This is a genomic window from Acinetobacter sp. B51(2017), assembly GCF_003711395.1.
Classification (GTDB): Bacteria; Pseudomonadota; Gammaproteobacteria; order Pseudomonadales; family Moraxellaceae; genus Acinetobacter.
On sequence record NZ_PJRJ01000029.1, the window covers coordinates 1 to 13,776 of the forward strand.

A 13,776-nucleotide genomic window follows, 5' to 3' on the forward strand; every position below is an offset into this window, starting at 1 on the left:
ATATTGAGATTTATTACAATCGGGTCAGAAGGCATTCCGCAAACGGCTGGTTAAGCCCAGAAGCCTTTGAACAGAAATATTTTAAGAATTTAGAGGGATTTGTTGTCCACGATACTGTCTAGGATCATAGCTTTAGGTCGGGGAGGATGTCAAAGAAACTTTTTTCAATGATTTAAAGTAGTATAGTGTGCTACTACACTGCTACCATCAATACCAAAAGAATATCCCTCGTCTAGATAGCCAAACAGACCATCTTTAAGCATGTAAATTGGATGATTAGGGAAAATTGAACGAAAGTATTCAAATTGGTTGATCGAGCGTTTACCTGTGGAGCAATAAAGTACGATTGGGTGTATGTCCGTATGTATAAAAGCTTCAGAATCAATATCATGGATAAATGTAGCTGCTGTAAATGCAAGTTCATCATATTCATCTCGTTCACGAATATCGACCAAATAAAATTTTCGTGCTTCTATAAGCCATGTTTTAAGCGTACACGCTGTCATTTGGTTTGCAATATTTATATTTTGACAAGCACCGGGTTGTTGAAGTGTTGGGTGTTGGCTTTGAATTTCTGAGTGAATATCTATATTTATTGATCTTAGTTTATTTCCTAGCACATCAAATAAATACAGTTTATTTTCAGGCTCATTTATATTTAAGATTAATTTTAGCGCCTCGGCTGCTTGATATGTACCCAGTATCCCTGGTAGTACGCCTAACACACCTGCTGTATTGCATGACATAACCAAATGATCAGGGGGTTGAGTAGGAAAGATATGTCTTAAGTTTGCACTCTTATGGAATTCTTTATTTTTAAACACTGCAAGTTGGCCAGCAAACTGATCAATTGATGCGTAAATTAACGGCTTATAAAGTTGCTGACATAGATCATTGAGCAAATATTTAGAACTAAAGTTGTCAGTTGCATCAACAATAACGTCATATTGTTTGAGGATATGAGCACAATCAGCATTAAAATAAATCGGGTATTTCTCTATTTGGATAAAGGGGTTCGATGATTGTAGTTTTTCAGCTGCGCAATCCACTTTTAGTCTGCCTAGATCAGCATATTGGAATAAACTTTGTCGATGTAAATTACTTAGACTAACAATATCATTATCCAATAAGCCAATATGGCCGACGCCAGCTGATGCTAAGTACATAAGCGCTGGACAACCTAAGCCACCTACGCCTATCACTAAAACACTCGCTTGTTTTAATTTAAGTTGTCCAGATATGCCTATCTGCTTTAAACGAATCTGGCGAGAGTAATATCTGAGTTCTTCTATACTTAATTGATGATTCATAAAGGTTTAAACAGTCCTAAATCTAAACTCGATAGATACAGTTTTTGGCAATATTGGCTAATTCAGAATCAATGACATGCAGGTGATCCCATCTCTTCATTTTCTGTATGATCCATTCAAAGTCGGTAGTTTGTGGTTTTTGAGGGTTGCTAAAATCTTGTATGATTTTCATGATTCTATGGAATGCCTGAACATGAATATCTGCAGAGCATTGGAAACGGATGATTTCATAAACTTTTAATAACGCCCAAATTTCATCAAAAAAAGCAGGATTTTTTAAATCTTGCTGTGCCTTTTCAATCGCTTTGGTTAAAGCTTGCAATGTATGTGGATGCTGTAATGCCCAATCTGCTGTAAATGCAACAACCTTATCTGGGATGGTTGGAATAATGTCTTCACTACTTAAAATAATTCGACTAAAGCCTTCAATTTCTGCTTGGGTATTCCAAGGTTCACCTACACAAAAACCATCAATCAAATGTGATGAAATCGCTTCAACCATATAGGGTGGCGGCAAGCTTGAAAAGCGATACTGGGCTGCAATATTTCCATCGGACAAAGCGAGCCACTCTCTTAAAATATAATGATGGATCGATTGTTTAAATACATGAGCAAGATGAATATCTTGACCCTGTTGAATGGCGTGCATTAATTTCTGTGAGGATTGTAACGGAGTATCATGAATACTCAGGTTTAAGTGATGACACAGCTTTTGACTTAAACTGATGAAAGCACGATTGTGACTTAAAGCCAGTGATGTCTGTAAAGGAATACCCAGATGGTCTTCACCAGTTGCAGCCGCCGGGAGCATGGCAGATAAGCAGTGAGCAGCATCCAATAGGCCAAATGCTAGGCGATCTCTTAAACTTGCCCAAGAGGGTTCTTTAACCAAAGTGACATGTAGACCTTGCTCTGCAAAATACCCCTGATGTGATGCCCAGAGTAATGCGATGCAATCTAAAAGAGGAATATAACCCAATTGGATATCTGTTTTCTCAAGCATGCTCATGTTTTATTCCTTTGCTGATGATTGTAAAAGTTCTTGAGCATCAAGTAGGCGTCTTGACATCTCACCCATACTCATACGGTGGCTCATCGCATTTTTTCTGAGTAGTTGAAAGGCATCATTTTCACAAAGATGGTGAATATTCATTAACAATACTTTGGCTCGTTCTATATCTTTGCGGTCTGCAAGCTTGTTTTTAGTTTCTTCTAAATCACACAATAGTTTTTTATGTTTTTTAAATTGTTGAATGGAAATATCCAAAATACTATTTAATTTTGAAGGGTCAATACCATCTACAATATAAGCGGTCACACCAGCATCAATGGCATTCTTAATGGTGTCTCTATGGCTATTTTTGGTAAATAACACCGTTGGTAAATCAAACTGACTCACACAACTTTCAATAATATCTCGCTGTGGATGATCCATATCTAACAAAATCACATCAGCATTTAATTTTTCCAAACGAAGTAAATTAATGGTTTTAACACTGATACATGCGACGACTTCAAAGCCATGTTCGGTCAAAGACTTTTGAATATATTGAGCACGTTCGAGGTGGTCATCTATCAGTGCTATTTTAATGTTAGACATATTAAAGTTCGTCAAAGCAAGATTCGAAAATTAAAAATTAAAGAAATGACTAGCAAGTTTAATGCCACGAACTGATGAAAAAGAAAGTCGTTTAAACCACCTTTTTGCACTACAAAAATGCAAAATCGTTGTGAGGCGCACAGTAATCATTCACGGCGTCCATATTCAATGAGCATCTTTAAGAAAAATAAAAATGACGGCCTATAAAAAAGAAGAGGATATGCAATGATTTTGATATTTTGTAAATGTGGCATATAGTTTGCATTCATTATTCTAGTCAAAGAAGACGACCAATATTTTTAAGACGGCCAACGACGTCCGTTCTGATCGATTCTGTCTATAGCCATGCTGTATGCAGAAGACTATAACCGTTCAGCTCTAGGAGTGTGGCTATGTCTACAAATTTGAATGTGAATAAAGCAACAAAAATAAGCCTTTTTAATTTTAAAACTGCTGCAATGCGTGCATTCCACATGAGTTGGTTAGCATTCTTTGTGTGTTTCTTTGCATGGTTTGCCTGTGCACCACTCATGCCTGTTATTGCAGGTGAGTTTAATCTGACCAAAGATCAAATTGCCAATATTAATATTGCTGCTGTAGCCATTACAATTTTGGTGCGCTTAATTGTCGGGCCATTGTGTGATAAATACGGCCCTCGTAAAACTTATACCGCACTTCTTCTTTTAGGCAGTATTCCTGTATTTGGTGTTGCTGCATCAAATAGCTACGAAAGCTTTCTCTTTTTCCGCCTACTCATTGGTGCCATTGGTGCCAGTTTCGTGATTACTCAATATCATACCAGTATTATGTTTGCCTCGAATGTTGTGGGGACCGCAAATGCCACAACAGCAGGCTGGGGTAATGCAGGTGGGGGTGCAACCCAAGCATTAATGCCTTTGTTACTCGGTGCCCTAGTCATGTTTGGCGTTGAGCAAGCCATGGGATGGCGTTTGGCATTATTGGTTCCTGGCCTGATGATGGTGATTGTAGGAATCATGTATTGGAAACTTACCCAAGACTGCCCACAAGGTAACTTTAAAGCGCTCCGTGAAAATGGTGTCAGTGTTGGCAGTGATAAAAAAGGTGGCACCGCAATTTTAATGGCGGCGGCACGTAATTACCGTGTATGGATTTTATTTGGTGCTTACGCAGCTTGCTTTGGCATTGAAATTTTCATGCATAACATCATTGCGATGTATTACGTTGAACATTTTCAATTTGGTTTAAAAGAAGCTGGATTGGCAGCGGGTATTTTTGGCTTACTTGCATTATTTGCGCGTGCACTTGGCGGTATTGTTTCAGACAAAGTTGCGATTTCAAAAGGGCTAGATGGTCGAACTAAAGTATTATTTGGCCTGATTTTGCTAGAAGGCATTTTCTTAATTGCTTTTGCAAAAGTAGATAGTGTGATACTGGCTATTTTAGTCATGACAATTTTTGCCTTATTCACCCATATGGCATGTGGCGCAACCTATGCTTTAGTGCCTTTCATCGATCGTGATTCTCTAGGTGGTGTGGCCGGAATTATTGGGGCAGGCGGTAATGTTGGCGCAGTCGCAGCAGGTTTTCTGCTCAAAGGTATGCTGGATATTCAAACCACATTCATGATTTTAGGTGTGCTGGTTGTCATTGCAGCGGCATTTGTTTTACTCATTCGTTTTTCCTTAGAACATAAAGAAAAAGAGCAACGTTTATACGAACAAGCGATGCAACAACGTTTGCTCTCTGATGCTGCACATGCCCGTACAGACATTGAAGCTAAAGCTTAATCATCATATTGAAGAGAATAAGACAATGAAATTAATCATCATTGGCCATGGTATGGTTGGCCATAAATTTATCGAATCTGTACTTGAATCTGCGAACGATAATATTGAAATCACAGTTTTAGCAGAAGAGCCACGTCTCGCGTATGACCGTGTGCATTTGACTGAATACTTCAGTGGAAAATCGGTCAAAGATTTAACCTTATGTCGCGCAGATTTTGCAGATGCCTATGGCATTGATCTACGTTTAAATACCAAAGCAACCCATGTTGATCGTATCAACAAAACTGTAACGACAAGCCAAGGGGATATCATCAGCTACGACAAGTTGGTGCTTGCGACGGGTTCTTATGCTTTTGTTCCGCCGATTGCGGGCAATGATCGTGAAAACTGTTTTGTCTATCGCACCATTGACGATCTAGATGCTCTTAAAAAAGCCAGCTTAAACGCAAAAACCGGTGTAGTTATCGGTGGTGGCTTACTGGGTTTAGAGGCAGCCAAAGCCCTATGTGATTTAAATTTAAACACCCATGTGGTGGAGTTTGCCCCACGTTTGATGGCTGTACAAATTGATGATCTAGGTGGAAAAGTTCTAAAAACCAAAATTGAAGATTTAGGTGTAAAAGTACATACCCAAAAGGCAACGTCTTCCATTGAACCAGGCACATCCGCCCAGCATGTGATGAAGTTCGCGGATGGCTCTGAGTTAGAAACAGATATTATTTTATTTAGTGCAGGTATTCGACCACGGGATGAACTCGCACGCCAAAGTGGTCTTGCCCTAGGCGAGCGTGGCGGGATCGTCATTAATGATTACTGCCAAACCTCTGATGTAGATGTCTACGCTATTGGTGAGTGTGCGCTTTGGAATAACAAAATCTTTGGTTTAGTTGCACCCGGTTATGACATGGCACGTATTGCTGCCAAGCATGTGATGGATCAAGTGTGTACTGAATTTAAAGGTGCAGACATGAGCACTAAACTTAAATTGATGGGGGTAGATGTGGCATCAGTGGGTGATGCACATGCCATGACACCAAATGCGTTAAGTTACTTCTATGCTGATGAAGTGGCACAAGTCTATAAAAAGATTGTGGTCAATTCGGATAAGACCAAATTATTGGGTGCGGTGTTGGTGGGTTGTGCCAAAGAATATAATGATTTACTCCAAATGATGCTCAATGGCTTAGCATTGCCTGAGCAACCTGAAAGTTTAATTATGCCGGGCTTTGAACAAGCCACAGGTAAATCAGGCGGTACAGGAGTAGATTTATTGCCTGACAGTGCCACCATTTGTTCATGTAATAACGTCTCTAAATCCGATATCTGTTCTGCGATTGCAGAGGGTTCAACCTCACTCGGTGCAATCAAGAAGTGTACTCAAGCTGCCACTGCATGTGGAGGTTGTACGCCACTCGTTACACAAGTTTTAAAATCTGAATTACAACGCCAAGGGGTAACGGTCAATAATCACCTCTGTGAGCATTTTGCTTATTCTCGCCAAGAGTTATATCACTTGGTACGTGTAGGAGAGATTAAGACTTTTGATGATTTAATTGCCCAACATGGTCATGGTCTAGGCTGTGATATTTGTAAGCCAACAGTGGCGAATATCTTGGCATCATGCTGGAACGATTTTGTTCTCAAACCTAGTCATGCTGGTCTGCAAGATAGTAATGATTATTACCTTGGTAACATCCAAAAAGATGGGACTTATTCTGTCGTTCCACGTATGGCAGGCGGTGAAGTCACACCTGATGGCTTAATTGCGATTGGTCAAATTGCCAAAGAATATGGGCTATATACTAAGCTCACTGGTGGGCAACGTGTCGATATGTTTGGTGCACAAGTGTATCAACTGCCTGAGATTTGGACCAAATTGATTGAAGCAGGCTTTGAGTCAGGCCATGCCTACGGTAAATCACTGCGCACAGTAAAATCATGCGTGGGCAGTACTTGGTGCCGTTATGGTGTTGATGATTCAGTGGGCTTAGCCATCTTCTTAGAAAATCGTTATAAGGGTTTACGTTCCCCGCATAAAACCAAAATGGCAGTCTCTGGGTGTACCCGTGAATGTGCCGAAGCTCAAAGTAAAGATGTGGGTGTGATTGCCACCGAAAAAGGTTGGAATCTATATGTCTGCGGTAATGGTGGTATGAAACCACGTCATGCTGAATTATTGGCTGCTGATCTTGATACCCAAACCTTGATTAAATATATCGATCGTTTCTTTATGTTCTACATTCAAACAGCAGATCGTCTACAACGTACATCGGTATGGCGTGACAACTTAGAAGGTGGTCTAGATTATCTTAAAGATGTGATTGTGCATGATTCTTTAGGCATCGCAGAAGAGTTAGAGCGTCGTATGAGCCATGTGATTGGTACCTATCAAGATGAATGGCGTACCGCAGTCGAAGATCCTGAAGTTCGTAAACGTTTTGTCACTTTCGTTAATGCTAAAGCTGAAGCACAGCATGATCCACATGTTCAATTTGCTGAAGTGCGTGGACAGATTCGTCCCAAAACCAAAGCAGAACGTGACATGAGTCGTATCCCTGTGGTTGAAGCCTAAAACAACAACAAAAGGAGAAATAATATGACGATTTTACAAGATATGAATGAACTGAACTGGGTCGATGTTTGCGCACTAGATGACATTACGCCAAATACTGGTGTCTGCGCACTGATTGAAAATCAACAGATTGCCATCTTCCGTGTAGGCAATGAAAAGCGGGTCTATGCCTTAAGTAATCAAGACCCATTTAGCCAAGCCTTTGTCATGTCACGTGGCATCGTTGGTGATTTGCAAGGCGAACGTGTGGTGGCCTCACCAATTTATAAACAACACTTTAGTTTGGCCACAGGACGTTGCTTAGAAGATAAAGACCAAAAGCTTTTGGTTTTCCCAAGCAAAATTGTGGAGGGGCGTATTTTAATCAGTCCAACCCCACAAAAAACTTATATTACCAATACAACCACTTCACAGGAAAAAATGAAGTTAGTCTTGGTCGGGAATGGCTTAGCAGGCATGCGCTGTTTGGAAGATTTACTGGATATGGCACCCGATCGTTATGAAATTACCGTCATTGGTGAAGAACCTTGGGGTAATTACAATCGCATCATGTTATCGCCGGTGTTATCAGGGGAAAAAACCATTGCAGATATTATGCTTCATCCACATGCATGGTATCAGGAGAAAGGCATTCGCTTTATTGCAGGTGATGCCGCAGTCAGAATTGATCGTCCACGCAAGCAAATCTATACCGAAAAAGGCATAGTGGTAGATTATGACCGCCTGATTCTAGCGACAGGATCGAAGCCATTTATTCCTCCTGTGAAAGGTGCAGATTTACAAGGTGTGGTCAGCTTCCGCGATATTTATGATGTCAATAACATGCTGGATTACTGTAAAACTAAAAAAAATGCTGTGGTGATTGGCGGTGGTTTACTGGGTTTAGAAGCCGCTTATGGTTTAAAACAACAAGGAATGACGGTCACGGTTTTACATTTAACTGATCGAATTATGGATCGTCAGTTGGATGCCAAAGCCAGCCAGATGCTCAAAACGGCCATAGAGCAAAAAGGTATACACATTATCACGCAAGCCAATACTGAAGCCTTAATGGGTTTAGATGGGCATGTTACGCATGTTCGCTTAACGGATGGCACAGTATTGGATGCGGATCTTGTGGTCTTTGCCGTCGGGATTCGCCCCAATATGGCACTCGCCCAAAGTGCAGGGTTGCGTTGCAACCGTGGTGTATTGGTGAATGACACCATGCAGACCTATGACCCGAGTATTTATGCTGTAGGTGAATGTATCGAACATCGTGGGCAAACCTTTGGGTTGGTCGAGCCACTCTGGGGACAAGCCTTTATCTGCGCTTCACATTTAGCCGAGCACGGTAGCCTGACCTTTAAGGCACCGACTGTACCGACGCAGCTTAAAGTCAGTGGTTGTGATGTCTTCTCAGCCGGTAACTTTGAACCTGAAGATGATTATGAAGACATCATTTTGAATGATGAAAAACGTCAAATCTATAAGCGGATCATTATTCAGAACGATAAAGTGATTGGTACGGTATTGTTTGGTGATACTGAAGATGGCGCATGGTATGCTGAACTGATTACAGATAAAACCCCAATCTCAGCGATTCGTAGCAAATTGCTCTTTGGTAAAGATTTTGCCTTAAAGCAAGCCAGTTAATAGATCTCTCCTGCGAAGCCAAAAAGGCGTCGTGCTTTGCTCGGAGACGACATTTTAAGCTTCGCAATCATTCATATAGATTAAACAAGGGGCACAGTCGCAATGAATAGTATTCCTGTAATGCAACTGCATTGCTCTGAAGAACATAGCGTAAAGATAACGGATACCACATGTCCATACTGTGGCGTGGGTTGTGGCGTGACAGCCACCGTCCAACATACAAATTTAGGACAACAGGTGAGTGTCATTGGTGATGCTAAACACCCGGCCAACCAAGGTAAATTATGTGTCAAAGGCAGTAATTTAGCCGATACTCTAGGCTTAGAAACTCGGCTGTTACAGCCGCAAATTGGACGCGATGATGCACGCCAAATTGTGTCTTGGGATCAAGCAACCACCACTATCGCAGAAAAGTTCGCACAATGTATTCAGGATTATGGTGCGGACAGCGTGGCATTTTATGTATCAGGTCAGTTATTAACCGAAGACTATTATGTGGTCAATAAATTGGTTAAAGGCTATCTTGGGACTGCCAATATTGATACCAACTCTCGTCTTTGTATGTCCTCTGCGGTGGCGGCCCATAAGCGTGCGTTTGGTGAAGATTTAGTCCCCGCCAGTTATGAAGATTTTGAACACACTGACCTGGTGGTATTGGTCGGTTCAAATACCGCATGGTGCCATCCCGTACTCTATCAGCGCATTATGCAAGCCAAAGAACAACGGGATGTGTTTGTGGTGGTGATTGATCCTCGCTTTACTGCAACCTGTGAAGCAGCCGATCTCCATCTACCAATTTTACCTGGTCAAGACGTCAGCCTCTTTAATGGACTTTTACAATATCTTCACCAACATGGAAAAGTTGATCAAGCCTTTATCTCTGCACATACCCAAGGCTTAAACAGCGCTTTAGAGGCAAGTTTGGCAGAAAAATCGCTTGAAGCTGTTGCTGTTAAAACAGGAATTTCTGTAGATAAATTAGAGCTATTTTTTGAAAAATTTGCCAAGACTGAGAAAGTCATGACTTTATTCTCGATGGGGGTGAATCAATCATCACGTGGGGTAGATAAAGCCAACAGTATTATTAATTGTCATTTACTCACTGGGAAAATTGGTAAACCTGGTTCAGCCCCTTTTTCTATGACCGGACAACCCAATGCCATGGGTGGACGTGAAGTGGGTGGTCTGGCCAATATGTTAGCATCGCATATGGATTTAGATAATCCTGTGCATCAGCATGTGGTACAAGAATTTTGGCAGAGTCCTACGATTGCCAATAAAGCAGGTTTAAAAGCGGTGGATTTATTTGAGGCGATTGAAGCAGGCAAGATTAAAGCGGTGTGGATTATGGCCACCAATCCTGTGGTCAGTTTGCCCAATGCCGATCAAGTCAAACGTGCCTTAGAAAAATGTGAGTTGGTGGTGGTATCTGATATTTGCCAACACACTGATACCACTGCGTATGCTGATATCTTATTACCTGCACTTGGTTGGGGAGAAAAAGACGGCACAGTGACAAATTCTGAACGGCGGATTTCACGCCAACGTGCATTTTTGCATCCACCTGAACAGGCGAAAACGGATTGGTGGGCGATTGCACAAGTCGCTAAAAAAATGGGCTTTAGCGGTTTTGACTTTCAAAATAGCCATGAAATCTTTTTAGAACATGCGCGGCTTTCTGCTTATCACAATCAAAGTGTAGAGGCTCGACAAAATACAGCTACTTTTCGCTATTTTAATTTAGAAGGATTGGCGAATTTATCTGAACAGGCTTATCAAGATCTAGCACCCATTCAATGGCCTGTACTCAAAAGTAATTCAAAACAACATGTAGAGCGATTATTCACGCAAGGTCAATTTAGTCATGTAGATGGTAAAGCCAAATTTATTGCTACACAGGCCATTGACCCTGTCCATCAAGTCAGCATGGATTATCCTTTAATTTTAAACACCGGCCGTATTCGTGACCAATGGCATACCATGAGCCGTACAGGTCTATCTGCCAATTTAAATCACCATAAAGCTGAACCATATTGCGAAATCCATCCTCAAGATGCGCTTAAGTATGGTGTAAAAGACCTTGAATTAATACAAGTTTCATCAAAATGGGGCAGATGTGTATTACGGGTGAATGTGAGTGATAAGGTGCGGCGTGGGCAAATCTTTGCGCCGATTCATTGGACAGCGCAAACGGCATCGGACGCTCGTATTGGTAAAGTGGTCAACCCTGTGGTAGATGCCATTTCAGGTGAACCAGAATTTAAACATACCCCTGTGATGGTACAACCGTTTTACACCCGTTGGCAGGGGGTATGCTATGTCCGAGATGAGTTTTTAAATAGCATTAACGGCGCTATTGAAGCCTTAACATGGTGGACAAAAATTAAAATGGCCAAAGCCGTGCGCTATGAAATCGCAGGATGTGAAAGCTTGGCAGAAACCACTGAGCATTTAAAACAATTATTACCTTTTCAAGAAGAAAGCTTTGAATGGCTTAATTTATCTGACCTCAGTGCACAGATGAGCCATACAGTGGTGTTGAAAGATGGTCAGCTGATTGCAAGCTTATATATCGCACCTCAAGCTTTATTACCTGATCGAAACTGGGTAGCTAGTCTATTTAAACGAGAGCGTCTAAGTGCCATGCACCGTAAAGCATTGTTGGCAGGTCAAGCGATGTCGATCAGCAATAACGATGGGCCATTGGTATGCAGCTGTTTTAAAGTGGGTAAACAAAAAATCATGCTAACAATTCGGGAACACAATATTGATCACGAAAAACAAGTGACAGCATGCTTAAAAGCGGGCGGAAATTGTGGGTCATGTTTACCTGAAATTCGTGGCTTGATCAAAGCATGTCAAATGGAGACAGAATATGAATCCTCATAAGACCCTCAACTTCCCTACAACGGATCTGGTCATTTTGGCAGGCGGACAAGCGCGCAGAATGAACGGTTTAAATAAGTTATTACAAACATTTGATGAGGAGATTCAACTCATTAAAATTTATAACACCTTACAATCACAGGTGAATCAGGTGTGGATCAATAGTCACCGTGATCATGCGCTTTATACGCAATTGATGCCGACGGTTCAATGTTTCCAAGATGATCATACGGGCTTTCAAGGCCCAATGATGGGAATGAAAACTGCGTGGTCAAAGCTACAGAGTGACTTCGTTTTATTTGTACCTTGTGATGTCACTTTTATTCCTGAAGATGTATTAGAAAAATTACATCAGACATTAACGCAAAATCTTTTAAGTAGTGTGGCGGTTGTCAACATCAATGGACAAGCCCTCTATCCATTTTGTCTCATGCGCCGCACTGCTGTCCCTATTTTAGAGCAACATCTTGCATTAAATCAGCGCAGTCTAAAAACTTGCTTTCAAGATTTAGCCCATAGTGAGCTTGTATTTGAAAACAATACGCTCATTTTTCATAGCATCAACAGTTTGGATGAACTGCAACAGCATCGACAAATTAAAAAATTACTAGATTCTCAACTGATCTTAAAAAATGCGTAAAAGTGGAACAATTATTGCAGTTTGATCTGAAGTTAAATAGGGCATTTTTTTTGAATTGCATTCAAAAGATGCAAGGGGTTAAGTCACATGACAAGCTTAAATGTATTACAACAGTTGAATATATTTAAAGATCAATTTGGTCGAGAAAAGCGAAAACTGCGCATATCAGTGACTGATCGCTGTAATTTTAAATGTGTCTACTGTATGCCTGAACATCCCAAATGGATGGCGAAGCATCAGCTATTAAGTTTTGAAGAGCTTTACCAGTTTTGTGACTTTATGGTGCAGCGTGGCATTGAACATATCCGCATTACTGGGGGCGAACCCCTGATGCGCCAAGGTGTTGTCCATTTTATTGCACAATTACAAAGTTTAAAGAAAAAAGGCCTGAAAAAAGTTTCTATGACGACCAATGGCCATTATTTAAAACAATATGTCAAAGGGCTAAAACAAGCGGGTTTAGACGATATCAATATCAGTTTAGATAGCTTAGATCAGGATCAATTTTTTCAGTTGACACAGCGCCAGATTGAGCCGGTATTACAAGGTATTCACGCGGCTAAAGAGGCTGGTCTTAAAATTAAAATTAATACGGTTTTAATCAAAAACCTCAATGAAAACCAAATCATTCCCTTGGTGCGGTGGTCTATCCAACATAATGTACAGCTACGATTTATAGAATATATGCCGCTCGATGGGGATGGACAATGGTCGCATGCGGATGTGGTTTCAGAACAAGAAATTTTAGCCATATTGTCTCAATTTTTCGTAGTCAATGAGGATATACAACAAGGTTCAAATCCTGCAAGGCAGTATTTTATTCAACAACATCCAATAGGTATTATTTCTACCATTAGTCATTCATTTTGTAAGCAATGTAATCGGCTGAGACTCAATGCACAAGGCGAATTCTTTAACTGTCTTTTCGCAAAAAATGGCCTAAATATAAAAAGCGATATTCAACAATTAGTAACGCATCCAAAAAAGGCACAACACAGATTAGATGCACAACTAGGACACTATATTTGGCATAAAGAACGGGGCTATCACGCCATACAAACAAAGCCTATCACTTCAAATCGAAAGATTAGTATGTACCAAATTGGAGGTTAAAAATGACATTGACAATAAATATTGAGTCCTTTGGTGCAATCAGTCGATATTTACCAGATGAATTTTCACTAGAGCAGACAGAAAACTGCTTGGTTTCAGAGGTCTTAATCGACGTTCTAAAACGATATCCTGCAGCTGAGCAGTTACTACCGTACTGTGCCTGTGCAGTAGGTGAAGACATCATCCCTAGAAGTACGCGATTACAGCAAGATACGACGCTTGTACTTTTATCCCCTGTTGCGGGAGGTTAA

General features: G+C 40.9%; 10 protein-coding genes and 1 pseudogene. 8 read left to right on the forward strand and 3 right to left on the reverse strand.

Annotation, left to right across the window (positions count from 1 at the left end):
• Positions 1 to 122, forward strand: a pseudogene (locus CYK47_RS12235) (IS3 family transposase); the annotation flags it as partial.
• 42 nt (positions 123 to 164) lie between these two features.
• On the opposite strand, the gene CYK47_RS12240 reads toward CYK47_RS12235, so the two are convergent.
• From CYK47_RS12240 to CYK47_RS12250, 3 genes are read right to left on the reverse strand one after another with little or no spacing between them, the layout of a single operon-like run.
• Complete coding sequence (locus CYK47_RS12240; protein WP_122902133.1) at positions 165 to 1,310, reverse strand: ThiF family adenylyltransferase; 1,146 nt, start codon at positions 1,308 to 1,310, stop codon at positions 165 to 167.
• Positions 1,311 to 1,332: 22 nt separating this feature from the next.
• Positions 1,333 to 2,319 carry an ABC transporter substrate-binding protein gene (locus CYK47_RS12245; protein ID WP_122902134.1) on the reverse strand — a complete coding sequence of 329 codons (987 nt, stop codon included), beginning with the start codon at positions 2,317 to 2,319 and terminating at the stop codon, positions 1,333 to 1,335.
• A gap of 3 nt (positions 2,320 to 2,322) precedes the next feature.
• The gene (locus tag CYK47_RS12250; protein WP_122902135.1) at positions 2,323 to 2,910 is read right to left on the reverse strand and encodes an ANTAR domain-containing response regulator; all 588 of its coding nucleotides are present in this window, start codon (positions 2,908 to 2,910) and stop codon (positions 2,323 to 2,325) included.
• 392 nt (positions 2,911 to 3,302) lie between these two features.
• Between CYK47_RS12250 and CYK47_RS12255 the strand changes: the two genes are divergently transcribed.
• From CYK47_RS12255 to CYK47_RS12285, 7 genes are all read left to right on the forward strand, one after another.
• On the forward strand, positions 3,303 to 4,679 hold the full coding sequence (locus CYK47_RS12255) for an MFS transporter (protein WP_122902136.1): 1,377 nt from the start codon (positions 3,303 to 3,305) through the stop codon (positions 4,677 to 4,679).
• Between the two features lie 25 nt (positions 4,680 to 4,704).
• Positions 4,705 to 7,251: a nitrite reductase large subunit NirB gene (nirB, locus tag CYK47_RS12260; RefSeq protein ID WP_122902137.1), complete on the forward strand. Its 2,547-nt coding sequence runs from the start codon at positions 4,705 to 4,707 to the stop codon at positions 7,249 to 7,251.
• A gap of 24 nt (positions 7,252 to 7,275) precedes the next feature.
• On the forward strand, positions 7,276 to 8,886 hold the full coding sequence (gene nirD / locus CYK47_RS12265) for a nitrite reductase small subunit NirD (protein ID WP_122902138.1): 1,611 nt from the start codon (positions 7,276 to 7,278) through the stop codon (positions 8,884 to 8,886).
• Between the two features lie 102 nt (positions 8,887 to 8,988).
• On the forward strand, positions 8,989 to 11,775 hold the full coding sequence (locus CYK47_RS12270; RefSeq protein WP_122902139.1) for a nitrate reductase: 2,787 nt from the start codon (positions 8,989 to 8,991) through the stop codon (positions 11,773 to 11,775).
• A complete protein-coding gene (locus tag CYK47_RS12275; RefSeq protein WP_122902140.1) occupies positions 11,762 to 12,412 on the forward strand; it encodes an NTP transferase domain-containing protein in 651 nt (216 codons plus the stop codon). The genes CYK47_RS12270 and CYK47_RS12275 overlap by 14 nt, the downstream gene beginning before the upstream one ends.
• An 87-nt stretch (positions 12,413 to 12,499) precedes the next feature.
• Positions 12,500 to 13,525 (forward strand): GTP 3',8-cyclase MoaA, encoded by a 1,026-nt coding sequence (moaA, locus tag CYK47_RS12280; protein WP_122902141.1) that lies wholly within the window; start codon positions 12,500 to 12,502, stop codon positions 13,523 to 13,525.
• Between the two features lie 2 nt (positions 13,526 to 13,527).
• The gene (locus CYK47_RS12285; protein WP_122902142.1) at positions 13,528 to 13,776 is read left to right on the forward strand and encodes a MoaD/ThiS family protein; all 249 of its coding nucleotides are present in this window, start codon (positions 13,528 to 13,530) and stop codon (positions 13,774 to 13,776) included.

Excerpts from the sequence above, each read along its gene's own strand:
- CYK47_RS12240 (WP_122902133.1), bottom strand. The coding sequence starts at position 1,310 with ATGAATCATCAATTAAGTATAGAAGAACTCAGATATTACTCTCGCCAG.
- CYK47_RS12245 (WP_122902134.1), bottom strand. The coding sequence starts at position 2,319 with ATGAGCATGCTTGAGAAAACAGATATCCAATTGGGTTATATTCCTCTT.
- CYK47_RS12250 (WP_122902135.1), bottom strand. The coding sequence starts at position 2,910 with ATGTCTAACATTAAAATAGCACTGATAGATGACCACCTCGAACGTGCT.
- CYK47_RS12255 (WP_122902136.1), top strand. The coding sequence starts at position 3,303 with ATGTCTACAAATTTGAATGTGAATAAAGCAACAAAAATAAGCCTTTTT.
- nirB (WP_122902137.1), top strand. The coding sequence starts at position 4,705 with ATGAAATTAATCATCATTGGCCATGGTATGGTTGGCCATAAATTTATC.
- nirD (WP_122902138.1), top strand. The coding sequence starts at position 7,276 with ATGACGATTTTACAAGATATGAATGAACTGAACTGGGTCGATGTTTGC.
- CYK47_RS12270 (WP_122902139.1), top strand. The coding sequence starts at position 8,989 with ATGAATAGTATTCCTGTAATGCAACTGCATTGCTCTGAAGAACATAGC.
- CYK47_RS12275 (WP_122902140.1), top strand. The coding sequence starts at position 11,762 with ATGAATCCTCATAAGACCCTCAACTTCCCTACAACGGATCTGGTCATT.
- moaA (WP_122902141.1), top strand. The coding sequence starts at position 12,500 with ATGACAAGCTTAAATGTATTACAACAGTTGAATATATTTAAAGATCAA.
- CYK47_RS12285 (WP_122902142.1), top strand. The coding sequence starts at position 13,528 with ATGACATTGACAATAAATATTGAGTCCTTTGGTGCAATCAGTCGATAT.